At 50.5% G+C, this 24258-nt stretch carries 22 protein-coding genes and 1 pseudogene; 12 read left to right on the forward strand and 11 right to left on the reverse strand.

All coding sequences use genetic code 11. The features are described 5' to 3' along the window. The 6 genes from LKO28_RS04690 to LKO28_RS04715 form a co-directional block, all read left to right on the forward strand. On the forward strand, positions 1 to 189 hold a 189-nt coding region (locus tag LKO28_RS04690; protein WP_227693547.1), incomplete at its 5' end, for a fibronectin type III domain-containing protein. Positions 190 to 193: 4 nt separating this feature from the next. Continuing rightward, positions 194 to 703, forward strand: coding sequence for a DUF5675 family protein (locus tag LKO28_RS04695; RefSeq protein ID WP_227693548.1), 510 nt, complete (start codon positions 194 to 196; stop codon positions 701 to 703). After that, positions 687 to 890 carry a hypothetical protein gene (locus LKO28_RS04700; RefSeq protein ID WP_227693549.1) on the forward strand — a complete coding sequence of 68 codons (204 nt, stop codon included), beginning with the start codon at positions 687 to 689 and terminating at the stop codon, positions 888 to 890. The genes LKO28_RS04695 and LKO28_RS04700 overlap by 17 nt, the downstream gene beginning before the upstream one ends. Then, the gene (locus tag LKO28_RS04705) at positions 874 to 1047 is read left to right on the forward strand and encodes a hypothetical protein (protein ID WP_227693550.1); all 174 of its coding nucleotides are present in this window, start codon (positions 874 to 876) and stop codon (positions 1045 to 1047) included. The genes LKO28_RS04700 and LKO28_RS04705 overlap by 17 nt, the downstream gene beginning before the upstream one ends. 214 nt (positions 1048 to 1261) lie before the next feature. Then, positions 1262 to 1855 carry a thermonuclease family protein gene (locus LKO28_RS04710; protein WP_227693551.1) on the forward strand — a complete coding sequence of 198 codons (594 nt, stop codon included), beginning with the start codon at positions 1262 to 1264 and terminating at the stop codon, positions 1853 to 1855. Positions 1856 to 1911: 56 nt separating this feature from the next. After that, positions 1912 to 2817 (forward strand): helix-turn-helix transcriptional regulator, encoded by a 906-nt coding sequence (locus LKO28_RS04715; RefSeq protein ID WP_227693552.1) that lies wholly within the window; start codon positions 1912 to 1914, stop codon positions 2815 to 2817. Here LKO28_RS04715 and LKO28_RS04720 read toward each other — a convergent pair. Continuing rightward, positions 2783 to 3868, reverse strand: a pseudogene (locus LKO28_RS04720) (PIG-L family deacetylase); the annotation flags it as partial. The gene LKO28_RS04715 and the pseudogene LKO28_RS04720 overlap by 35 nt on opposite strands. A gap of 265 nt (positions 3869 to 4133) precedes the next feature. On the opposite strand from LKO28_RS04720, the gene LKO28_RS04725 reads away from it, so the two are divergent. The 6 genes from LKO28_RS04725 (at position 4134) to LKO28_RS04750 (ending at position 13231) form a co-directional block, all read left to right on the forward strand. After that, on the forward strand, positions 4134 to 6605 hold the full coding sequence (locus tag LKO28_RS04725) for a TonB-dependent receptor (protein WP_227693553.1): 2472 nt from the start codon (positions 4134 to 4136) through the stop codon (positions 6603 to 6605). Positions 6606 to 6610: 5 nt separating this feature from the next. Further along, complete coding sequence (locus tag LKO28_RS04730) at positions 6611 to 7972, forward strand: hypothetical protein (RefSeq protein ID WP_227693554.1); 1362 nt, start codon at positions 6611 to 6613, stop codon at positions 7970 to 7972. Between the two features lie 113 nt (positions 7973 to 8085). Continuing rightward, positions 8086 to 9588, forward strand: coding sequence for an ankyrin repeat domain-containing protein (locus LKO28_RS04735; RefSeq protein WP_227693555.1), 1503 nt, complete (start codon positions 8086 to 8088; stop codon positions 9586 to 9588). Between the two features lie 24 nt (positions 9589 to 9612). After that, the gene (locus LKO28_RS04740) at positions 9613 to 10098 is read left to right on the forward strand and encodes a DUF2271 domain-containing protein (protein ID WP_227693556.1); all 486 of its coding nucleotides are present in this window, start codon (positions 9613 to 9615) and stop codon (positions 10096 to 10098) included. Then, entirely contained in the window at positions 10098 to 12287 is a 2190-nt protein-coding gene (locus LKO28_RS04745; protein ID WP_227693557.1) for a PepSY domain-containing protein, read from the forward strand. Before LKO28_RS04740 ends, LKO28_RS04745 begins: the two co-directional genes overlap by 1 nt. Further along, a complete protein-coding gene (locus LKO28_RS04750) occupies positions 12287 to 13231 on the forward strand; it encodes an FAD:protein FMN transferase (RefSeq protein ID WP_227693558.1) in 945 nt (314 codons plus the stop codon). The genes LKO28_RS04745 and LKO28_RS04750 overlap by 1 nt, the downstream gene beginning before the upstream one ends. A gap of 24 nt (positions 13232 to 13255) precedes the next feature. Here the strand turns inward: LKO28_RS04750 and LKO28_RS04755 are convergent, their stop codons facing one another. From LKO28_RS04755 to LKO28_RS04800, 10 genes are read right to left on the reverse strand one after another with little or no spacing between them, the layout of a single operon-like run. Further along, positions 13256 to 13603, reverse strand: a complete 348-nt coding sequence (locus tag LKO28_RS04755) for a phage holin family protein (protein WP_227693559.1) — start codon at positions 13601 to 13603, stop codon at positions 13256 to 13258. A gap of 19 nt (positions 13604 to 13622) precedes the next feature. Beyond that, positions 13623 to 14354, reverse strand: coding sequence for a molybdenum cofactor guanylyltransferase (locus LKO28_RS04760; protein ID WP_227693560.1), 732 nt, complete (start codon positions 14352 to 14354; stop codon positions 13623 to 13625). Further along, a complete protein-coding gene (locus tag LKO28_RS04765) occupies positions 14270 to 14815 on the reverse strand; it encodes a molybdenum cofactor biosynthesis protein MoaE (RefSeq protein WP_317206612.1) in 546 nt (181 codons plus the stop codon). Before LKO28_RS04765 ends, LKO28_RS04760 begins: the two co-directional genes overlap by 85 nt. After that, on the reverse strand, positions 14719 to 14955 hold the full coding sequence (locus tag LKO28_RS04770; RefSeq protein ID WP_227693562.1) for a MoaD/ThiS family protein: 237 nt from the start codon (positions 14953 to 14955) through the stop codon (positions 14719 to 14721). Before LKO28_RS04770 ends, LKO28_RS04765 begins: the two co-directional genes overlap by 97 nt. A gap of 26 nt (positions 14956 to 14981) precedes the next feature. Then, positions 14982 to 15944, reverse strand: coding sequence for a GTP 3',8-cyclase MoaA (locus LKO28_RS04775; protein ID WP_227693563.1), 963 nt, complete (start codon positions 15942 to 15944; stop codon positions 14982 to 14984). After that, on the reverse strand, positions 15944 to 16672 hold the full coding sequence (locus LKO28_RS04780) for a sulfite exporter TauE/SafE family protein (protein ID WP_227693564.1): 729 nt from the start codon (positions 16670 to 16672) through the stop codon (positions 15944 to 15946). The genes LKO28_RS04775 and LKO28_RS04780 overlap by 1 nt, the downstream gene beginning before the upstream one ends. A gap of 1 nt (position 16673) precedes the next feature. After that, on the reverse strand, positions 16674 to 18173 hold the full coding sequence (locus LKO28_RS04785) for a rubredoxin domain-containing protein (protein ID WP_227693565.1): 1500 nt from the start codon (positions 18171 to 18173) through the stop codon (positions 16674 to 16676). Continuing rightward, positions 18166 to 21678 carry a nitrate reductase gene (locus LKO28_RS04790; RefSeq protein WP_227693566.1) on the reverse strand — a complete coding sequence of 1171 codons (3513 nt, stop codon included), beginning with the start codon at positions 21676 to 21678 and terminating at the stop codon, positions 18166 to 18168. Before LKO28_RS04790 ends, LKO28_RS04785 begins: the two co-directional genes overlap by 8 nt. A gap of 30 nt (positions 21679 to 21708) precedes the next feature. Beyond that, positions 21709 to 23031, reverse strand: a complete 1323-nt coding sequence (locus tag LKO28_RS04795) for an MFS transporter (protein ID WP_227693567.1) — start codon at positions 23029 to 23031, stop codon at positions 21709 to 21711. Between the two features lie 18 nt (positions 23032 to 23049). Further along, positions 23050 to 24258: a molybdopterin molybdotransferase MoeA gene (locus tag LKO28_RS04800; RefSeq protein ID WP_227693568.1), complete on the reverse strand. Its 1209-nt coding sequence runs from the start codon at positions 24256 to 24258 to the stop codon at positions 23050 to 23052.

A 24258-nucleotide genomic window follows, 5' to 3' on the forward strand; every position in this document is an offset into this window, starting at 1 on the left:
TATCAAATTTGCGAAATTGATGCGCACGGTATGCCGGATGAATGGGGCGAGGTTTATATCACGACCTCATCAAAGAATCACACGATCGCGCCGCTTACGCCTTTCCTGCGTTACGGTGTCCGTGTTCGGGCCATAAACGGCTATGGGCGTTCGGATTGGTCGGAGATGGTTTCACATGTAGTGCGTTAACGGGATGGAAGTCCACGTAAAGCGTGTCAGGCAGGGGAAAAATAGTACCCTGTCTGAACTTTATATCGGCGGCGAGCACATTTGCTACGTATTAGAGGATTCGGTCCGCGAGGAAAAGATCCCCACGAAAACAGCCATTCCTGCGGGGCGCTATAAACTAGCCTTCCGGCAGCTAGGCGGTATGCACGGCCGGTACAGCAAGCGTTTTCCACGCTTTCATAAGGGAATGCTGGAGCTCCAAAATGTGCCCAACTACTCTTACATCTACATCCATATCGGCAACAATTTTTCGGATACTTCGGGTTGCCTCTTAGTGGGTTACACCATGGTATACGACAGGGATTTCGATGACTATGAGATCCTGGATTCAGAAAAGGCCTATGTGGCGCTTTACAAGAGAATAATTGCCGCGATGGAAAAGGAGGAGGTGTATGTGGTGCTGCAGGATATGATTCAACCGGAGCCTAAAACAAAGCATAAATCAAAAAAGAACGAAGATGAAAAAGATAGTTAGAAAAATTAGCCAAGTGGTACAGGTGGTATTGCTGGCGCCGATCAAGCTGCCGGTAAAGGCCTTGCAGGTGCTAAAGTATGTGGCGGTGGGTTTGGGTATCATCGAGACGGTGCTCGACCAGGAGAAAGAAGAATCGCGTCCGACTGAAACTACGGGAAAGGAGGGCAGCGATGAAGCCGCTAAGTAATGTGCAGCTCGGCACGCTGGGCGGTACGCTCTGTTCGGTCTGGAACAGCTTCGACTGGGGTAATATGTTGCAGACAGCAGTTCTTGCTGCGGTAGGAGCGACGGTGAGTTACCTCGTCAGTAGATTGTTGGAGGGCCGACGACGGCCACGAAGATAAGTAGCGATTTGCGTTTTTAGGTTTGGTCATTTTTTTAAAAGAGCCCTCGAGAATATTAGTTTCTCGGGGGCTTTTTTATTTAAAAGCAAAAAAATTAAGAGTTTTTGCAGCTGCTCGGAAAATGTCAGTGGCGGTTTGTCGTAGGATTTCTTTGGCATAAGCTATAAGAAAGAAAAGACCCCTTTCCCAAGCTTATGATCGGTATCTTTGCGGCATGAAGAAAAATTTCTTTGCTACGATGTTGTCGATGTTCTTGTTTTTTGTGCTTACCGCCTGTCAAAGCTCGTCAGATTATATAGATAGTGTTAAAGGAGATCTCGCAGAAGCTTTTCGGATCCTCCAGGGAAGTGAACTTTCACCGGTAGAGAAAGCGAAACGTCAGCAAGAGGGATGGGTGTATGTGACGAAAATTATTGATGGCGATACTTTTTGGGTAGACAACGGCACGGAATCTTTTAAAGTGCGCTTGATCGGTGTCGATGCGCCGGAAACCCGGAATTCGGCTCGGAAGAAAAAAGGTTATTATGGAGCGGAGTCCAGGGCATACGTGCGATCGAAAACCGAACAGCAATGGGTACGTCTGGAATTTGATGTGCAAGCGACGGACCGATACAAACGTAAATTGGCTTATGTCTACCTGCAGGACGGAACGTTTCTCAATGCCTCCCTGATAGAACAGGGCTATGCGGTTGTCGACACGCATCCACCTAATGTAAAGTATGTGGAACAGTTTACTGCGCTGCAGAGACAAGCGCGTAAGGCCGAGCGGGGATTGTGGAAGGAGACGTCTTTAGATCAAACACCTTAAGGGTTATTAAAATATATGTATATTTGTTCTACATAGAATTGATCTAAATAATCAACATGGAGAATAGTTGTGCGTGGACAGGTACACAATACGTTTTTCGACAGCAGCATCTGAAAGGGAATGCGGTGTTTTCGTACGAAACGACGGCAGCTTGCTACATCAATATACTTTCCTATAAAGAGTCGCAGACGGTTCGTTACAGCTTGGCGGATAAAGCTTACCTCTTACCGGAAGGGTATCATGTGCTGCATTATTTGGAGGTGGGGAGCAAGATTGTGATATACAGCGAAGATCCCTGCAATCATATAGTCGTGGTGTTGATTACGCCGGAAAGCCTTCCTTTTTTTCATGATAAATACCAGCAGGAGACCGAGCGTTTTGCGAAGGGTTATATGACCGCCAGCGATACACGCTTTCGGCTTTTGCTCGATCAGCTCCTGGAACTTTCCGAAACTGATCTGCTTTACCGAATGCGTGCGGATTTGCTGATTCTGGAGATGCTCTTATACCAGATCCAAACGTTGGCGGAACAAAATGAAACAGTACCGCAGAAAGTAGCGGTGAAGGATCATTACGAGAAAGTGCTCCGCGTGAAAGCGATTATCGAAGAAGACCTGTCGAAGAACCACAGTATTCCCGAACTGGCCAAGCAGGTGGGTACGAATGTACAATACCTGAAAAAATACTTCAAGCAATACTTTGGGAAAACGGTGCTGAATTATGCGATCGAGAAAAAGATGGCTTATGCCAAAGAACTTATCCTCACCGGTAATTACCTGGTATCAGACGTGGCGCGCATGACGGGTTATAAGCATGCGACGCATTTCACGACGGCATTTAAAAAACACTTTGGCTTTATCCCCAACTCCTTACGATACAGCCTGCTACTCCAGCCGGCCGCAGAGGTGTGGGTTACGCTCGAACAGGCTATACAAATTTCCACCTTACAAATGCTTCTATAGCTTCGTAATCAGCTAGTCCCAATTTATGGTAGAGGGCGGCGGTTTCGCGTGTGCGATCTTCTGCCCGGACCCAAAATTCGCGGGGGTCGTCTCCGGGGTATACGGGCACGTCTTTCTGTGATTGGTGCTTGAAGATGGCTAGGCGCTTGCGCTTGACTTCTTCGGGCGATAGGGGGACGGCCATCTCAATCTCGTGGATGGGGTATTCGTGCCAGGCGCCGCGATAGAGCCATACCCAGCAATCTTTCGTCCACTCATCCGTTTGTGTTAACCGTTTTAAAGCTTCTGCGATAATATCAAAACATATGCGGTGGGTTCCGTGTGGATCGGCAAAGTCGCCGGCTGCAAAAACCTGATGGGGTTTTACGGCGCGTAGCAAGGCCATCGTCTGTTGTATATCCTCTTCGTAGGAGGCTTCTTTCGAAAACTTTCGACGGTCATAGAATGGCAGGTCCTGGAAATGGATGTTGCTATCGGGGAGGCCGACAAAGCGAGCGCCAGCGCTGGCTTCACCTTTGCGGATTAGGCTCTTGATAGTCCGGATGATTTCGGGATCGGTCTGGCCGGTTTGTTTGGTTTGGAAGAAATGGATGGCTTCCTGATAGATTTTGTTTGTTATGCGGTTGTCACTATCGACGGCTGCGGAAAAATCTTGTACAAACTCAAGGTATCGCCGTACGTCGTCATCCCATACGGCCGTATTGCCGGAGGTTTGATAGGCGACGTGCACGTTATGGCCTTGATCTACCAGATGGATAAAGGTGCCGCCCATCGAGATCACGTCATCGTCCGGGTGGGGCGAAAAAAGGAGCACGTTTTTGCGAGCGGGTTCGGCACGTTCGGGCCGGTTGCGGTCGTCTACGCCGGGTTTGCCGCCGGGCCAGCCGGTAATGGTATGCTGCAATGCATTAAAGATCTTGGTATTGATGTGATCAGCAGGGCCTTTGTCGGTCAGCAGCGATGCTAAGCCGTTGTCGTTGTAATCATCCTCGGTCAACCGCAAAATGGCTTTATTCAGTTTTAAGGATAGCCATACCACGGCTTGTTTGATCAGCGTGTCGGTCCAGGTTATGTCCTCTCCTGACCAGGCTAGGTCAAGGAGGGTCTTATCCAATAAGTTTAGTCTTGCCATAGCATGCGGGATAATCGATGTTGTTTATAAGCTGTAGAACAAATCTAAGGATAAAACCTTGCTAATTGAAGCAAAAAACGTATCGTCAATTTCCGAATTTGAATGTTTAATTTCCGATTGCGTTATGTTATTATTTAGAATAAATCTATATTTGCACCGCAATATTATTTAGACCAGTTCTAAAATGAAGTTAGAGGAGTTCATACGTTTTATTTTTATCGGCTTATTAAGCTTTTCTGCGACGGTTGTCTTTGGTCAGCAGGCGGTTGTGAAAGGAAAAATCCAACTGGATTCGGGCGAACCGGCCAGCCATGTAACCGTCCGGGTGAAGGGGACAGACATCAGCAATATGTCGGACATAAATGGGCATTACGCGTTAAGTAATGTGCCGTATGGTGATCGGGAAATACAGGTGACGGCAATAGAAATTAAACCGAAAACTGTCCGGTTGAAAGTGAATAAGCCTACCCATGATTTCTCCTTTTCGGTATCGGCTACCGGCGACATCGCGATTGAGGATGTAGAGGTAAGTCGGATGACGGAGAAAAAAGCCATCGAAACGAGTGGTTTTGCCGTAGCGGTGATCGAAACCAAAGAAGCTTCACTTAGAAACTTAACGACCAACGAGCTGTTAGATCGTGCCGTTGGGGTGCGTGTGCGGCAGAATGGGGGAATTGGTGCACCGATAGAATATAACTTAAATGGGATGTCGGGAAGTGCAGTAGGGATATTTTTAGATGGAATAGAGGTCTCAACCTACGGCTCTTCGTTTAACTTGAGTAACATACCGCCGGCGATGATTGAACGCATCGAGGTTTATAAAGGGGTTTTGCCCTCGCACCTGAGTGGTGATTATGTGGGTGGAGCGATCAATGTGGTGATGAAAAAGGATGCGTCTGCCAATAATATTACCGCGGCATTGTCCTATGGCTCGTTTAATACGATGCAGGCGGATTTAAGTGGTTTGTATCGGAACCAGAAAAACGGCTTTACCACGCGGATGTCGGGCTTCTACACGAAGACGGACAACAGCTATAAGATGCGCGGTAAATTCTCGAAATATACCCAGCCGGGCGGTCGGGTAACTCGCTATTACGAAGGTAAGCGTTTTAATGATGCGTACCGGTCAGCAGGCGGGCGTTTTGAAGTAGGATTTACCGACGTGAAATGGGCGGATCAGTTTTTCCTAGGATTTAATGCTTCGGACACCTATAACGAGATTCCGCACGGAACAACGATGGCGAGACCTTATGTGGGACGTCACGCCGAATACCAGGCCAATGCTTTTAGCTTGAATTACAATAAACGAAATCTATTCGTAGAAGGGCTGGCGCTAAATGTAGACGCGGTACATAGTAGACGTTCTACCTATTTAGAGGACACGGTAAGCATGCGTTATAATTGGGACGGGAAGCCGTTATTACTGGCGCCCAACCAGGACGGAGAGTTATTGCCGGAAGGCCACCGCTCGGGTAAGGGGCAGCAGGGTGATGCCGTTATTTCGGATATCCACCGACAGATTACCAACATCCGTTCGAACTTGGCGTATACCATTGCTTCGGGACATCGGGTGGCCGTCAATTATAAATATGAAGTTACGGATCGGAACGATAAGGATCTATTGAATCCGGCGAAAGACCGTTGGGTTACGACAAATCAGGTTTCAAAAGGCATCGTCTCGATGAATTATGAGGCACAAACTTTCGGCGGTAAATTGCGGACTAATATTATGGGTAAATATACCGAGAGTAAGAATACGCAAACGCGACCTGTGGACGAAGTCAATGGCATAATTAACCGCGAGAAAAGGACAACGAAGGATAATAATTTTGGTTACGGAGCGACGGTCTCTTACAATGTGGTGCCTGATCTGTTTATTATAAGTTCGGCCGAAAACTCTTTTGTGGCACCTACCGAAGCGCAGATTTTTGGAGATCCGGAGAACAATCTATTACCGAATACGCAGATTACTTCGGAGCAGAACATCAACTATAACTTAGGACTGCGTTATGGTATGATCGAGTTCGGCAAGCACAAGCTGTCGCTTTACGGTAATGCATTCTGGCGTAATGGTTACGATAAGATTACGCTCAGGACGGTCGTAGACGGTATCATTGAAGGGCGTGAGCAAGACCATGAGGATATTCAGGTAACACAATATGTCAACTTGTCTAAAACGCAGTCACGGGGCTTCGAAGGAGAGATTATTTATATCTATGATAATAAATTGAATATGCTTTTCAATCTGTCCAAATTTAACTCACTCTTTAAACAGGCGTTGGATGATAACGGCAAACCAAATGACTTTTACAATAAGCAAATTCCGAACGAGCCTTTTTTCACCATGAACGGAAGCGTGCAGTATCGCATGAATAATATCATCCAAAAGCGTTCTGCCTTGAACGTTTATTACAATATGGGTTATGTGGCGCCGTTTAGAACGGTATGGCCAGAATCGGAATGGTTTACTACACCTACACAGTTTCATCACGATTTGGGTGCGAGTTATCGTTTCCCAAGTGGGAAAATGGTGGTGAGTGTGGATTTGAAAAATATATTTGACGCAGAGGTTTATGATAATTTCGGCGTTATCAAACCTGGCCGTGGTGCCTACCTTAAATTGAATTACACGATAAATAACTTTAATAAATTTTAATAACCATGAAAATAGATACGCTAAAAAAAGTATTATTCGGGTCGGCACTTGCCCTAAGTACCTTAGCAGCTTGTGATAAAGATAATGATCCAAACCCGCAGGTTGGCGCATCCGGTCCCGATGTCTGGGATCGTCAATGGATTACCTTATTGGCTTCTTATCCAGATGAAACCGGAACAGCGGGCAATGGGGGTACGCTGGTGTACGCGCTTACGCCAGATGAAGCAAAAGACGCTAACAAGGTGATTAATATTTATGCGAATGGTACAGAATTGAGATCGCAGCGTACGGCGCGTGCGCAGGCTTCCAAGAACGGAAATTTTATCTATAACATCCAGTACACAGGTGAGTCTGGCGGTACCTTTAATAAATATAAGGTATCGGAAGGCTCGGTGTTTACAGACACCCGCGAGGAAATTAACACAGAGCCTATCCTAGGGTCTGCTCCGCGTTGGGTAGTGGCTGCGGAAGGAGTTGGCGTAGGGGTGTATGGATCGTCGGAAATATTGTACACCGGTGAAGGGGTAAATGCTGTTTTCCAGTCTACGAAAAGTACCGTAAAGATAGCGACGTTGAATTTGGATAATCCGGAGATTACGAGACAGACTGAATTTGAGTTCCCTTTCACAGAGGAGCAGAAGGAAGCTGGTTATGCAGTAGGGCGTATCGATGTACCGATATTAAATGAAGCGAAGAATAAGATTTTCATCGGATGCAACGTGTCTAGAAAAGACCCGAACCTGCCACCTACTTTGGACGAAGACGGTGATCTAGTTTGGGAAAATGCGGATAGAGAAATCGGTACCGTGACTTTGGTGGTTGACTATCCTTCTTTGCAAAATCCAAAAATTATTACGTCTACACGTTCTAAAGCAAATAACCACGCGTATCGTACCATGTCGCAATATGTGGGTAATGACGGACATATCTATCAAGCTGCTACCGACAGAAGTGGTTATGAGATCTTGCGAATCAGCAAAAACACCAATGACTACGATGCTTCATTCTACTTTAACTTACGCGAAGCTTTAGGCGATAATAGCGCGCGCATTCAAGCTTGGCGTTACATTGAGAACGGAAAAGGGATTGTATTGTACAGTAAAGGCTCCAATAACGGCGGTGGTTATATTGCATTAATTGACTTGAACGCTGGCACGGCGAAAGCGATTGCCAATGATTACGAGACGGCCTTAAATATTTCGCAATGGCAAGGACTAATAGCGGTGGGGGATTATGCGTATGTGCCGCTTACACCGGTGGGTGAAGAAGGTCGTTTATACCTGATCAACTGGAAAACGGGAGAGGAGGTGATTAAAGGAGCTAAATTGACTGGTCAAACTGGTTCGAGCTACATTGGTTCTTACTAGAAAATAATAGCGCATGTACGTCAAAATCAGATAAGGTGTGAAGCGCCTTATCTGATTTGATGTAAAATAGATTTACTTAACTTTATTGTTCATTCAGTAAAAAATTCCATACAATGAAAAAAATATTTCTAGCATCTCTTTTATTTGCCTCTGTATATGCTACCGCCCAACAACGGGAAACGAATACCTTAATGGACGCGGAATTTTGGAAAACACAACCGACCGTAGAACAAGTAAAAGCGGAGATTGCTAAGGGGAATAGCCCTTCGCAACCGAATGCGGCTTCTTGGGATCCTACGGCGAGAGCAATCCTTAATGGCGCACCTTTGGAAACCATCAAATTTATGGTGGAGCAAGAAGGTAACGGTGTAACCAAAAAGACGCACCACAGTGCTTCTTATTTGCACTGGGCAGCCGGGAGAGGGAATGTTGATTTAGTAACTTACTTGATCGAAAAAGGTTCGGATATTCATTTGAACGACAGCCATGGCCGTTCGGTTATTGAGAATGCGGCTACGTCTAGCAGTGATAGCTACGCGGTACTGGATGCGCTTTTCGCAGCGGGCATCGATCCGAAACAGAAATTTACGGATGGCGCGACCTTATTATTGTTGGGCGTTGCGACAGACGATGAGTTGAAAAAGTCGGATTATTTCGTGACGAAGGGTTTATCGTACAGCGATACGGATGAGTATGGAAGTACGGCGGTGGATTACGCCGCAAAACTGGGCAACAAAGCCTTGATGGAAAAATTAATCGCGAAGGGTATAAAGCCGACAAACCGTGCGCTTTTCTTTGCAACGCAGGGTTCTAGAGCGGTTCAAAATGGTCTCGAAACCTACAAATATCTTGTGGAAGACCTGAAATTGGATCCGAAAGCGATCAATCCGAAGGACGGTGCTACGGTATTGCATGCCTTAGTGCGCAGACCGAATGCGGAAGTGATTTCGTATTTCCTAGACAAAGGGGTTGATGTCAATAAAAAAGACCACGAAGGCAATACGGCGTTGATCAATGCAGCAGCGGGCAACGATGTAGCCTTATTAACGGACTTGATTGCAAAAACGGCAGATATCAATGGGGTAAACGTGAAAGGCGAATCGGCCTTGACAAAGGCAGTGGCAACGGGTACGGCAGAGACGGTTGCTTTGTTATTAAAAAATGGTGCGGATATTCAGGTAACGGATAAGGACGGTCATAACCTCGCGTATTACTGGTTCAACTCGTATAGAGAAGGCAGACCGGGTGCGTCAGCTCAACCGCAGACGGACGATTTTTCCGATAAGCTGAGCGTTTTGAAAAGCAATGGCTTGGACGTAACTGCCCCACAAGGTGACGGTAGTTCGCTCTTCCATTTGGCAGTAGCGAAAGAAAATGTAAATCTGGTCAAAAAGGCAGCGGAACTCGGTGCGGATATTAACGCGCAGGACAGCGAGGGAACAACGGCACTGCACAAAGCGGCCTTGATTTCGAAAGATGATAAAATCTTAAAAGAACTGCTGGCTTTGGGGGCAAAAAAAGATTTGATGACCGAATTTGAGGAAACGGCTTTTGATTTGGCCGACCAAAATGACTTTTTGAAAGGGAACAACGTGGCTATTGATTTCTTAAAATAACATAGCAACTATAAATTTATTGGAATGAGAGTACATATCAAGTTTATCGTCGCCATCTGTGGTTTGTTTTTCTGCGCGCACTCAGCTTTCGCGCAAAGCGGAAAATACAAATGTATGATCCAAATGAATAGTTATGAGGGGGAGAAGGCCTATGTCATCATCTCCTTGATTGATCCGAAAGGGGCGTATGAAAAAACGCTTGCGGTGTTGGGCCCGGATAAGCAGTGGTTCAACACCTTGAAGGAATGGTATAAGTTCCAGACGGCAACGAAGGAGAAAATCAGTGCGGTGACGGGTGCATCGATTGGTGGGGGCGACCGTGCGGTACGTACCTTGGAAATCGATAACGCGAAACTGAATAAAGGGTATAAATTGCGCTTTGAATCGGCGGTGGAGGAACAGGATTACCACGTGAAAGATGTGGAGCTTGCAGTAACACCGGAAGGATTGGTAGCGCGTAAAGCAGGGACGGGTTATATCCGTTTTGTAAAATTAAATAAGGTGCAGTAATGACGCTATCCATTTGGCGGTATGCACATTTGGCTTTAGCTCTTGTTTCTTCGCTGTTTCTCCTGATCTTGTCGGTGACGGGCGTCATCTTGGCCATCGGTGCCGTGGAGGAAAAAACGCAAGGGTATAAGGTCGATGATTTTAATAACATAAGCCTCGCGCAGAGCATTCCGGCACTGTGGGAGGCTTATGTCGAAATGACGGAGCTTACGGTAGACCATAACCAGCACGTGTCGCTGGAGGCGTTTGATGAGGAAGGTAACATGACCAAAACCTACATCGATCCGCGGACAGGCGCTGCGCTGGGGGAGGTGAAACCCCAGTCGGATTTTATTCAGTGGAATATTGCGCTGCACCGGTCCCTCTTCTTAAAAGAAACAGGGCGTATCATCGTCGGGGTCGTTTCTTTCCTACTGTTGTTGATCACGATCTCTGGGGTCGTATTGATTGCGAAACGCCAACAGGGTCTGCGGAACTTTTTTGCGAAGATCAACAAGGATTTCTTTTCCCAGTATTTTCATGTGGTTACCGGACGGTTTTTCTTGATTCCGGTGTTGCTGCTTGCCCTCACGGGTACGCATCTTTTTATGGTGCGCATCGGCCTCACGGGGGGAGAAAACGAAACCATCGAACACCTGCAGCGCGAAGACGATGGAGAACAGGAACAGCTTGCTTTAGCAGATTTTCCGGTGTTTCAGGAAACCTTACTGGCGGATGTCGAGAAAATCGAATTTCCGTTTATGCCGGATGATCCGGAAGAGTTTTATGTGCTGAAGTTGAAAGACCGGGAACTCTATGTGAATCAGCTAACCGGGGAGGTGGTGGAAGAAACTCGGTATCCCTACAGCTTATTGCTGGAAAAACTGAGCTTCGACCTGCATACCGGGCGCACGAACGCGATTTGGGCAATCATCCTGGCGTTTGCTTCGCTGAATATCCTGTTTTTCATTTACACGGGCTTTGTCATTACCTTACGACGCAAGGGAACGAAAGTGAAAAATAAATTCACGGTGGCAAATGCGGAATATGTGCTTTTGGTGGGTACGGAAAACGGCAGTACTTTATCTTTTGCCAACAAAATCCACCAACAGCTGCTGGCGCAGGGAAAGCGTTCTTTCTTGACGCAAATGAATGGGTTTTCACCCTTCCCCCAAGCTACGCATATACTGGTTTTTACCTCGACCTATGGTTTGGGTACCGCACCGGCGAATGCGGCTAACTTTGATAAATTGCTAGCGAAGTTTCCGCAGAACCAAGCGGTGCAGTATGCGGTGGTGGGTTTTGGTTCGAAAGCTTACCCGGATTTTTGTGCCTATGCGAAAGAGGTGGACGCGCTATTGGCGGAACAGCATTGGGCGACGCGACTACTGGATGTACATACGGTAAATGATCGCTCGGTAGAGGAGTTCATGACCTGGGTGCAGGCCTGGAACGCGAAGACCGGGGATGAGCTGGGCGTAACCCCGGCGCTATATGCAACCAAGATAACGGGATTAAAGAAATTTGCCGTGCGGGAACGGACGACGATTACGGAAGATAACGCGACGTTTAAGGTCGTGTTGCAACCGCAGGGACGCCAGTCTTTCCGTTCGGGTGATCTCTTGGCGATTTATCCGGCAGACAATGGTCGGGAACGGCTGTATTCGATCGGTAAGGTGGATGGAAAGATCCAGCTGATGGTGAAGTTGTTTCCGGACGGACTGGGTTCGGAATTTCTGTATCGTTTACAGGAAGGGGAAAGTATTTCCGGACGGATTGTGGTGAACCGGGGCTTCCATTTTCCGGCAAAGGCGACGAAGGTGGCCATGATTGCTAACGGAACGGGTATCGCGCCGTTTCTGGGGATGATCGCGGAAAATAAGCAGCGCAGGCCTATACGCCTTTACGCGGGGTTCCGACATAAAAATGTACTTTCGGAGCAATACCGACAGTTTGCGGAAGAGGCGACCGCGGCGGGTCGCCTAACGGATTTCAAGATGGCTTTTTCGCGCGAAGAAGGCCGGCAGTATGTGATGGATCTGATTCGTCATGATGCGGATTTTTTTGCGGATTTGCTGGAAAATAAGGGCGTGATCATGATCTGTGGATCGTTGGCGATGCAGCGGGATGTGGAGAAAATATTGGAGGAGGTGTGCCCGAAACACGATTTGAACCAGTGCCGGGATCGGATTTTAACGGATTGTTACTAATGAAAAAGGGTGTCGTTGTCGTTTGTTTGCTTTTTGGGATGCTTTCGGTCAGCCTTGCTCAGGAAGTTTTTCGGAAACAGACGGTACATATGGGATCGGCCTTCAGCTTTGTGGTCGTGGCGGATAGTGCAGCCGAGGCGGCGGTCTATTTCCAGCGGCTGTCGGCCGAGATGGAGCGGATCGAAAACCTGATTTCGGAATGGCGGCCGCACACGCAGATTGCACAGGTCAACCAAAACGCAGGGATTGCACCGGTCAAAGTGGATCGGGAGGTTTTCGAACTGACGCAGCGGGCGATCCGCTATGCGGAGCTTACGGGAGGGGCTTTTGATATTAGCATCGCTGCCTTGGACCGGATCTGGGTCTTTGATGGCAGCATGACGGAGCTTCCGTCGGAAGATTTGATCCGTCGTTCGATCGAACGCGTGGGCTACCAGCATATCCGCTTGGATAGCCTCAATTCCACTATTTTTCTGGAAAAGGAAGGTATGAAAATCGGCTTCGGCTCGATCGGAAAAGGCTATGCGGCCGATCAGGGACGCGCCTTGTTGCAGTCCTTAGGGGTTAAGGGCGGTATCGTCAATGCCTCGGGGGATCTTTCGACCTGGGGCAGGCAACCGGATGGGGAGCCTTGGAAAATTGGGGTGAGTGATCCGTTTAAAACCTATCGTATGAAAAAGGTGCTCAAACTCTATGAGGCATCGGTAGCGACTTCGGGAAGCAATGAGAAGTTTGCGGAAATCGGAGGGAAGCGCTATGCGCATATCATTAATCCTACTACAGGATGCCCGTCTACTGGTTTGATGAGTGTGACGGTATGGGGGCCTTCGGCGGAATTTGCGAATTTCCTGAGTACCTCCATGATGGTGTTGGGTAAGAAAGCGGGGAAAAAGCTTTTACGGCAATTCCCCGAGTATCGGGCGGATATCGTGAAAGACCGCTGAGCGTATCTGCAAGTGCCGGGTAGATTAACGCCGGCTGGCAAATAAGCGGGCAAATAGCATGTCTATCAGGGCGACCACGATCGCAAATAAAGCGGCTGTCCAGAAACCGTCTACATCGAATTTACTTCCCATCAACTTATCGCTCAACAAAATCATTAAGATGGTAATGATAAAGGAAACCAATCCGAAGGTGAGCCAGTTTAACGGAAAAGTAAACAGTCTTAAGATACCACCAACGATGGCATTGACTAAGCCGATAACCAATCCGGTGACGATCGCCCAGCCAAAACCGGCTACTTGTGCGCCCGGAACGATATAGGCTGCTAATGCTACAACCACTCCGGTAATGAGTAAACTGATAATAAACTTCATCTTGTATGTTTTCTCAAAACTATTCAAAAAAAGTGCCAAAGACAGGGTCTGCGGTATTCTTTTGCCATTTGCGGATGTGTTCGGGCGTATTGTAATTACGGAATTTTTTTTCGTGACCATGGAGCGGAAGTTTGACGGTGCAAAGTCCTTGTATGGCGCGTTTTACGGAAAAGTTGTGGAGGTGCTGATTTTGGTAAGCACGATAGAGTTTCGCGAGCCCGGACGCGGTATAAATGGCACATAAGGGTTCTACCTGTCCGTTTGTCGCGTACAAATAGAGGTCGGCCTGGACAATTTGTCGGCGGATGTCCAGCAGGCGCTCGAGCAAGGGCAGGTCCATATCGATCATGTCGCAGGGTAACACGAAGAGGTCTGCGTCGGGAAGGTGCCGGTGGGCGCTCAGTAAGCCGCCCAGCGGACCGGGTACGTCGACCTGATCGGTAATCAGGCTTTCGGGGGGGAATAGCTGTTGGTAACTTGGCTGCTGTAGCGGATTAATAGAGAGGTAGGTGTCGAGCCCCAAGCTAGCTAAACGATGCTGTAAATGCTCCGCCCAGGCGAGGCCGTCTTTGCGCAGCTGTCCTTTATCGGTGCCCATACGGCGGCTTTGGCCTCCGCATAGCACCAATCCTACTAAATTATCGCGGCGTTTTTTCATCGTTATAATTAGGGTATCTTGTTGGTGAGGGGTGCGTGTTGGCAGGAGCAATGGCCTCCCCAAGCCCGGGTACCGTCCACAAAATGTTCGCATTTCCAGAGGGGTACCTGATGCTTGATCTGATCGATGATATACTGGTTGGCAGTGTAAGCTTCCTGGCGATGGGTCGCTGCGGTAATCACGACTACCGCTGTGTCCATAACGACGACTTCGCCGAGGCGGTGGACGGCGATGGCTACCTGTAATCCCCAACGCTCAGTGGCTTCCGCCAGTAAGGCGGCGATCATCTTCTCGGCCATGGGTTCGGCGGCTTCGTAAAAGAGGTGCGAAACTTCCTGGCCTTGGTGGTTATTCCGTACTTCGCCGCTGAACAGAACCACACCGCCCGCTTCGGGGTGGTGGGCCTGCGCCCAAAGGGCGTGGACATCAATTTTATCGGTGCTGAGATGTTTCATGGTTATCCTCCGCTGCTTGGTGGGATAACCAGCACGACGTCGCCGGGACGTAGGGGGTAATCCTCTTGTACAAATTGATCGGCGACGGCAAACCGGCATTGTTGCAGCAGGGCCTTCGCCAAGGATTGTTCGGACATTAAATAGGTTCGTAGATGATGGATGTCTGCCGGGGCTTCCCGGACCTCCATAAGCGTCGGGAAGTAATCTTTCAATCCCGCAAAAAATTCTAAAGTAATCATATTTTATCCTCCTCGTTTTTTTTTCTTTATCCACCTATTGTTAACATACTTCTTTTGCTACCTGAAAAGCGCATTTGTTTTTGCTGTAGCGCGGCCTGTACACCGTTGGCTAATCCTTGCGGACTGCGGACCTCGCGCAGGGGTATGGGGATGTTGCTGCTGATGCAGCCGTAGATGTTGCCGTAGCCGTCCAATCGCAGGCGGTTGCAGTCGGTGCAAAAAGGGTGGCTTTCGTTGGCAATGATCCCGAAGTGATGGCCGCAGGCGGTGCGCCAGTAGGTGGCGGTGTCACCGCAAGGTTTGGGCTGTTCTTCGATGGTATAGATGCGGCTGATGCGGTCGAGTATGGCTTGCCGGGAGAAGAACTGCTTGTGGGTATCGCCAAATAGATGGCCCATGCCCATCAGTTCTAAAAAGCGTATTTTAAGGCCATGCCGGAAAGCAAAATCCAGTAGCGGTAAAATCTCCTGATCGTTTTCGCCGGCCATAATCACCGTGTTAATTTTCACTTCCAATCCTGTTTCTTGTGCGGCTGTTATCCCGTCGAGTACCTGCTGTAACCCCGCTCGCTTGGTGACGCGGAGGAATGCGCGTTCGGACAGCGCATCCAGCGATACATTGATGGAACGTAGTCCGGCTTCCCGTAGGGCGGCCGCTTTTTTTGCGAGCAAAAAGCCGTTGGTCGTCATCCGGATATCGGAGATGCCTAAGCGACGTATACCTTGGATAAGCTGGGGAAGATCGGGGTATAAAAGGGGCTCGCCACCGGTTAAACGGATGGTGCGTAATTGTAACAGTTGGTGTAGGCGGCTGATGAGGTCTAGCAGTTCGTCGCTGGACAATATCACTTGGCGGGGCATAGACATATGTGGGGCAGCCTGAGGCTCCTCCTCGCATACACAGTAGGTGCAGGCGAAGTTGCAGCGATCGAGCAGGCTCACGCGTAGCACTTTAAAGGATCTTCCGATGGGGTCTGTCAGGGTGTGCATTACATAAAAAATAAGAGTTTACAACAAGCAATCAGCAGCACGAGGCTCAGCAGGCTGCGTACGGTGGGCATAGCAAAACGAGCGCTCCCGAAATAGGCGCCGATAAAGCCGCCGGCCGCTGCTGCGCAAAACCAGAGCGCAAACGAGCTATCTAGGTGTAAGGAGCCGCTATTGCCCAACAAGCCGCTGAAGGAATTTAAGGTGATGAAAATGGTCGAGGTTGCGGCAGCTTCTTTGACATTGGCCCAGCCGAATAGGATCAGTAGGGGGCTTAAGAAGATACCGCCGCCGATATGCAGCATGCCGGATAACAGGCCGATCAGAGCGCCGAAGAATAGGGCGAGGGGCGTGTTTACGGGTTTGCTTTCGGGCTGTTCGGTGGGGCGGATGCCCAGGAGCCGAATGGTAGGCAGGATGAGTGCCAAACCGAGGAGTATGAAATAAACTTTGCCGTCTAGCGCATACCGGGCGCCGAGAAATGCGCAGGGAATGGACGTGATCAGAAAGGGCCAGCAGGTTGCCCAGCGGAAGTGCCCCGCGCGCCGAAACTGCAGAAATCCGGTGCCGGCGACCAGCATATTGAGCATTAAAATAAGCGATTTGTAGTGGGCTACCGGAACGGAAAAGAGGGAGAAGACGGCGATGTAACCGCTGGCGCCGCCGTGCCCCACGGAGGCGTAGAGGAAACCGACAATAAAGAGAACGAGAGCAATTATGTAGAGTTCCATATTAAGGTGTTAAAGGTGTGGGGTTATGGGGGTCAAGGGCGATAAATGCTGCTTTGGGCGCACCGCACAGTCCGCAGCTGTAGCTTGTCGGAAGGTCGTCAAACGCGATTCCGGGTGCGACGTCGGCGAAGGTGTCGCCATAGGTCGGGTCGTAGATACTCAGGCAGTGTGGACAGCGGTATAGGGCTTGGTGCGGGTTGCCGGCCGAAAATTCCGGGGAATCGGCAGACGGGGTTTCGGGCGCAGGCGGGCTGTTTTGCAGCGTCGCATCGTAAAAACAATCGCAGAGTGTCTTGAGGGTGCTGGGCAGTGCTTTTGCTGTAATGCCTTGTTTATAGGGAACCAGTTGGCGCGAATTGGCTTTGAAATCTTGGGTATGAAAAATATCAAAAAGGGGTGCATCCGGCCGCTCTTCGCTGCGCTGTTTGATAATAATGGAGCCCCAGATACCGGTGTTTGGTCCGATCTTAATGCCAAAGCAGAGGCGGTAGGTGCGTATATTCCAGCGGTCAAAATACTGGACAATGCTGCGCTTTAGTTTCAGGGCGGGTTCGCACCAGTCTTCGATTTGCCAGTTGAGCTCGTTGGAAGCGTGGCGCAGGTTAATGCGGTGCCGGTCGAGAATACGATCCCATGCGGGGCGATCCTCGGGGTGGATGTCTTTAATAATGATGGATCGCCAAGGGGTGGTGTAGAGCTGGCCGACGCGCGACGTTTGGCAGACTTTGCAGACATCGAGCAGGAAGGAGACGGTGTAGCACTCGTCTGGTCGGTAGATGCCCAGCCAATATTTATCGGCATAAGGGTTGAAGCCTTCGTAGTAGGGTAGGCGAAAATCGGCCTCGGTGAGGGCTTCGGCACCTTGTTGTAGATGGAAGTTTCCGGAGGCTTTTATGGTGGATTCCAGCTCGGCCAGTAAGGCGGCCGCCTGCGCACTGGAGGTGTAGCTGTTATGAAGCATACAATTTTCCAGTTCTTGACTAATGGCGGCGATGTCCATGGAATAGACCAGCGAGGACCAGTTGCAGACCTGGTTGGTTTTGGGCCATCGGATATAAAGGTGCCAGTAGTTACCGATGCTGGAGGATACGAAATTCACGTGTCCGGTATAATAGGGCACAAAGGATTGCTTGGCGTCTACAATGTTGATTTTTAAGCGAGGTGTAAAGGTAAAGGAGGCCAGTATATCTTTATAAATGCCTTCGCGCAACCAATGCGCTTGATTGAATAGACCATCAGCCACGTAGGAGCTGACGATATTGGGGTGCTGATCTTTGTTCTGCTCGTAGGGCAGTTCTTGATTGAATAGCTGGTATTCGATTTCCTCTATTTGGGCGGGTTCGGCGGCGAAAAGCAGCTGTTGCCGGGCACCGATCTTTACGTGTTGTACGCCAGCTGCCTGTGCGGCTTCCAAAAGTGTTCTGAAATCACCGACGGAGACGAAGCCTCCCGGCAGGTTAATTTTTACCCGCTGTGCGGTGGGTTTGTTCGGTTTAGCCATGGGCGACCTCCGTTTCTGTTGTGCTTGCTAAAAAGTCGGTTAAGAGCGCCGATACTTGTGGCCGGCAGGAGCCGCAGCCGGTTCCGGCACCACTGGTATCGCATAGGGTTTTCAGTTCGGTGCAGCCGGATTGGATAAGCTTGTTTAAATTTCCTTCGCCCACCTGACTGCAGCTGCAGATCAATTTGCCGATAACCGGTTCTTTGGCGCTGCCGCTACGTAAGAGCTGCAAACGTTTCTCACTGAGTTCGGTCTTGTTGGTGATGAGGTCCTTGAATTCGAGAAATTCATTTTTATCTCCGATGAGTATGGCGCCAACGAGTCGGTCTTGGTGAATGATGCATTTTTTGTAATAGCGCTTTGCCTTGTCGATAAACACGATTTCTTCATATTCCGCGTTAGGACAGTCCACCATACCGATGCTACAGAGATCAAACCCCTGTATCTTGATGATGTTCATAAAAACGGAACCGGAATAGTTACTGCCGATGTCGCCGTTATGGTAGCGGGCGACGACGGCGCCTTGCTGTTCGGCCGCTGCCGAAATACCGTAAAGCACGCCTTCGTACTCGGCGATTTCACCAATGGCATAGATGGACGGGTCGCTGGTTTGTAAGCGGGCATTGACAACCACGCCCCGTTGGCATTGCAGGCCGGCTGCTTTGGCCAGCTCGATGTTGGGCGTGGTGCCAATGGCTACAATGACGGCGTCGCATTTTATTTGCCGGCCGCTCTTGAGTTCGACTTTATTGACTTTGTTCCGGCCGTAATAGAGCTGTACCTCGTCGTTGTAGTAGACGTCGCAGCCTTGGTCGACCATCTCTTCGTGGAGGAGTTGGCTGCCGAGGACGTCTAACTGACGGTTCAAAAAGCGGGAAACGCGTTGGACGACGGTGATGTGTACACCCATTTCCCGTAGGCTGGCGGCCATTTCCAATCCGAGTAATCCGCCGCCGATAATAACGACGGAAGCGTCTTTGCGCAGGAATTTCCGGAGGTTGTCGGCGTCCGAACGGCGGCGGATGCTGAAGATGCCGGGTAAAGAAGGGATATCTTTGGGTAAGGCGGGCCGGCTACCGGTGCCTAGTATGAGCGTGTCGTAGGTGGTTTTTATGCCTCGGGAATCTTCGACGTATTTATTTTCGCGATCGATGCGAGTCACCGTGACGCCTCGGATATGTTGGATGGCATATACGCTTTTCTCTTCCTCATCCCGCATTTTGACGAGTTCTTCCCATTGTTGGTCACCGCTGACGTAATGCGGCAGCATGACGCGGTTATAGAAGGGTAGGTCTTCATTGCTGATGACCGTAATTTGATCGGTCGTGTTGATTTCGCGGAAGGCTTTTACAAATCCGAAGGCGCCGGCACCGGCCCCGACGATGACAATGTGCTCCACCGGTTTTTTGTAAGGTGCTACTTGTACCGCACAGTATTTAAAATCGGGTTCTTTGGAGATGGGATCGACCAAGGGGTTGGTGAGGTTGTTTGCCCGATGTAGGTCGGTGTCGCTGAATTTTCCCCAATGCATGGGCAGAAAAACACAGCCGGGTTTGATGCTGTTGCTGAGGCTGGCTTTGACGCGTACCTGACCGCGCCGGGAGCTGATTTCGACCAATTGTCCTTCCTGGATACCCAGACGCTGGGCATCGGTGTGATGTATTTCAAGCAGTGATTCAGGGATATGTTGTTTCAGCTTACTGACTTTGCCGGTCTTGGACATGGTGTGCCATTGGTCGCGGATGCGGCCGGTGGTCAGAATGAAGGGGTAGGCCTGATCGGGCATTTCGCTGTGGAGCTCGGTCTCCGGACTGTGGATGATGGCTTTGCCCGAGGGGGTATGAAACCGGTGGTCGGTAAATAACCGTTGGGTGCCGCTTTTTCGCCGCTTATTATAGGGCCATTGCAGGGTCTTGTGTTGGTCGATCTGCGCATAATCCAGTCCTTCGATCGCGAGGCTCGTGCCGGCGGTAAGCTGGGTGTGTTCTTTGTAGATAGCTTCGGGGCTGGGATAATCAAAACCGCTGAAGCCCATTTTTTGGGCGAAACGGCAGATGATTTCGGCATCGGGCAAAGCTTCGCCGGGCGGGTCGATGATTTTGTGCAAGTGACTGATCCGGCGTTCGGAATTGGTCATGGTGCCTTCTTTTTCTGCCCAGGCGGCTGCCGGCAAAATGACATCGGCATAGGCTAAGGTCTGGGGCTTGTTGCTGATTTCCTGTACGACGACAAACTTCGCTTTTTCCAAAGCTTGTTCGATTTTTCGGGCATTGGGCAGGCTGGTTAAGGGATTGGTGCAGAGTATCCAGATGGCTTTCAGTTTTCCTTCGGCCAGTGCATCAAACATTTCGGTAGCGGTAAGTCCGGGTTTGTCAGAAATGGAGGCCCCTCCCCAAAAAGCAGCCACCTCTTGCCGGTGGGCTTCCTTATTCAGGTCGCGGTGGGCCGGTAATAGGTTGGCCAACCCACCGACTTCCCGCCCGCCCATGGCGTTGGGTTGGCCGGTTAGGGAGAAGGGGCCGGAGCCGGGTTTGCCGATTCTTCCGGTAATCAGGTTGAGGTTGATCAACGAGAGGTTTTTCGCGACGCCTTGTACACTTTGATTGAGTCCCATGGTCCACATGGTCAGCAAGCTGCTGGATTCGCGGATATAACGCGCGGCTTGATGGATGTCGGCTTCGGGGATGCGACAGAGGGCGGCAGCAGCGCTGATGGAGCGCTCGCAGACGCGGGTTTTATAGGCGTCAAATCCCTCGGTATGCTGCGCGATAAAATCGGTATCGATAGCTCCGTTTTCGATCAACAGCCGGCCGATGGCATCATTCAAGACGATGTCGGTACCGGGCTGGATTTGCAGGTGCAGGTCGGCAATCGCTGCGGAATCGGTTTTCCGGGGATCGACGACAATGATTTTGGTCTGGGGCTGGGCGGCTTTGTGGGCTTCGACCCGACGCCACAGAATGGGGTGGCACCAAGCGGGGTTGGCGCCTTCTACGAACAGGCAGTCGGCTTGTTCGATGTCGTCGTAACAAATGGGTACGGAGTCTTCGCCGAGGGCGATTTTATAGGCGGCCACGGCACTGCTCATGCAAAGGCGAGAGTTGGTGTCGATATTGTTGCTGCCGATAAAGCCTTTGATAAGTTTGTTGAGGACGTAGTATTCTTCCGTGAGGCATTGGCCGGAGGCGTAAAAAGCGACGGCATCTGGCCCGTATTGGTTGATCATGGTCTGGAATACCGCTGCGGTGCGGTTCAAGGCCTCGTCCCAGCTGACGCGCTGCAAGGGCATATTGCGGTGATAGCGCATCTGCGGATGGAGCAAGCGATCGGACTTATCGTTGACGGTGTATTGCAGATTCATGCCCTTGCTGCACAGTTTTCCCCGGTTAACGGGGTGTGTTTCGTCGCCAGTTACCGATACGGATCCGTGTTTATCTAGCTGTATGTTGACACCGCACCCGACACCGCAATAGCAACAGGTGCTGGTGACTGCTGTTTTCTTCATGTGTGACAAAACGCTCATCATTTTTTGTTTTTACGGTTGAAAGTCTAGCTTTCGGGTCGCGGCATACTTCGTGGTGACGGGTTTGGGCTGGAAGCGGGTCAGGGAGACTAATAAGCCGATGAGGACGACGCCGATACCGATATAGTGAAAGGCGTCGGCATAGGTGAGCGACTCGGATTTGAACAGGAAGCCGACCAACATGGCGCCCATATTTCCGCCGGCACCGACGATCCCGCTCACGGCGCCCATATTATCTTTGTTGATGAAGGGTACGATGCCGTAGGTGCACCCGTTGGCCATTTTGAGGAATAGGGCGAAAATCAGCATGGATACCACGGCGAAGACCAAGGTGCCGGAGGCGGCAAAAAACGCGATGCCTATGCCTTCTAAAACCAGTAGTAGTCCCAGCAGGGTGCCTTTTCCTTTTAGGCCGAACCGGCTGCCGATTTTGTCGCTGACGATGCCGCCTAGGGCGCGGGCAAAAAGGTTCATGCCCCCGAATATGCCGGCCATGGCACCGGCCAGAATGAGGCTGGTGTCGAACCGGTCTATAAAAAATAGGGCGGCTACGTTATCGACGGTGAGCTCAATACCGAAACACGCGGCATAGGCGAGGGTCAATACCCACACGCGATAGTCTTTCAAGGCCGCCAGTAGGGATCCTTTGTTTTTTTGGGGGGCACTGGCTGCGGCCGTTTGGGGCAAGTCGCTGAAATTGCCTGCCGGGGTATCGCTGGTGTAGCGGTAGTAGATAAAAGCGAGGATCAGCAAGATGATGCCGGGCACCACCATGGCGAGCCGCCAGGAATCCGCTTCGCTTACCCAGCCCATCGCGGCAAATCCTGCGGCGAGTAGGGGCATAACGAGGTTAGTGACCCCGCCACCGAGGTTCCCCCAGCCGCCGGTTAGGGCATTGGCGGTGCCGATGATATTGGGAGCAAACATCATGGAGGTATGGAATTGCGTGATCACGAACGAAGCGCCTACGATGCCGATACAGAACCGGAAGAGGAGGAAAGAGGTGTAGCTGTTGCTAAACCCGATGAGCATGATGGGGATGGCGCCGATGATTAATAACAGGGTATAGGTGCGGCGCGGCCCGAGGGTGTCGCAGAGTTTCCCGATCAGTAGACGGGCAAGGATGGTGGCGGAGACGGAGGCGATAAGGATATTACCGACTTCGCTCTTGGTTAAATGTAGTTGCTCGCGAATGAGGGGCATGAGGGGCGCGACACCAAACCATCCAAAGAAACAGAAGAAGAACGTGATCCACGTGATGTGGAAGGTACGCATCTGGATGCCTTTGAAGGAGAAGAGCTGGAGCTTGGAAAGAGGGGCTGGGTTGTGTTGCATCGTTATGTCGTTTTATGTTTAAATGATGGGAAGAAAGGGGTGTAAAGGGAGTATGGGTATGTGGTCGTTTCCGGGAAGCAGCTGTTGGTCGTGACGATGCCAACCTATGCCCGCGCAGCCGACCGTGGCGGTGATATCGCCGGAACCGTGGTGTGGTTTCCAGCTGTAGCCCGTGGTGCCGGGTTGCCGAAATACGGGAAAAAATTCATCGAGGGTCGTTTTTTTACTTCGGCTGTGCTGTAATTTTCCCATTTGGAAGCGCTCGTGGGTGAAGCCCAGGGCGCGGTGCAGGTACTCTTCTACAAACAGTTTGAAAGTCGTGAAACAGGATAAGGGGTTGCCCGGTAGGGCAAAGATCAGTTTGCCTTCGGGAAGGGTGCCTACTAAGAGGGGTTTGCCCGGTTTGATCGCGACTTTGTGCAGTTGAACGGTAATGTCTAGTTCGCGTAAGATCTGAGGGACGTAATCGGCCTCGCCGGCGGAAACGCCGCCATTGATCAGGATGAGCTGCTGTTGCAGGGCCTGTTGTAGGGCTGCTTTTAGGGCTTCGGGTTCGTCTGCGGCGTGTTGGCAGGAGCGAAGGGGCAACTGGCAGGTGGCGCAAAGGGCGCGTAAAAGGTGCTGGTTGCTGTTGCGAATTTGAAAGCGTGCGGGCTGTTGATCGACGGGGACTACTTCGTTGCCGGTGGTGACGATCGCGACTGATGGCATTTGATAAACCGGAACCTGTTGTATGCCTAATGCGGCTAAGGTGCCGATTAAGGCGCTGTCGCATACCCGCGGCGCGCTGATTGCCAGCGCGTTTTGTTGGAGGTCCTCGGCTTGTTTAGCGATGTGCTGCCCGGCTGTAAGTGTGGTCAGCTGGATGAGGGCGGTTCCGTGTGCGGTATAGTGGATATCTTCTTTTCGGATGACCGTGTCGGCATCGGGCGGGCAGGCGGCTCCGGTCATGATCTTATAGCATGCGCCAGCGGCCAGGCGGGTAGCGGTTTCCGTGCCCGCAAAAAGGGTATCTTGAATCTGGAATTCCCGGAAGCCTTGCTGCCAGTCGGCGACGCGGATGGCGATGCCGTCCATGGCGGCCCGATTGAACGGGGGGTAGTCCCGATCGGCAAAGATGGGCTGGGCGAGTATCCGGTTTAAGGCCTGCGTGAGCGGGACATGTTCCAGGGGAAGCGGTTTTGCTAGGCTTCGAATCTGTTCGAGAGCTTCCGGATAGGTCAACAT

It is taken from the genome of Sphingobacterium sp. FBM7-1 (assembly GCF_020687765.1).
Taxonomy (GTDB): Bacteria; Bacteroidota; Bacteroidia; order Sphingobacteriales; family Sphingobacteriaceae; genus Sphingobacterium.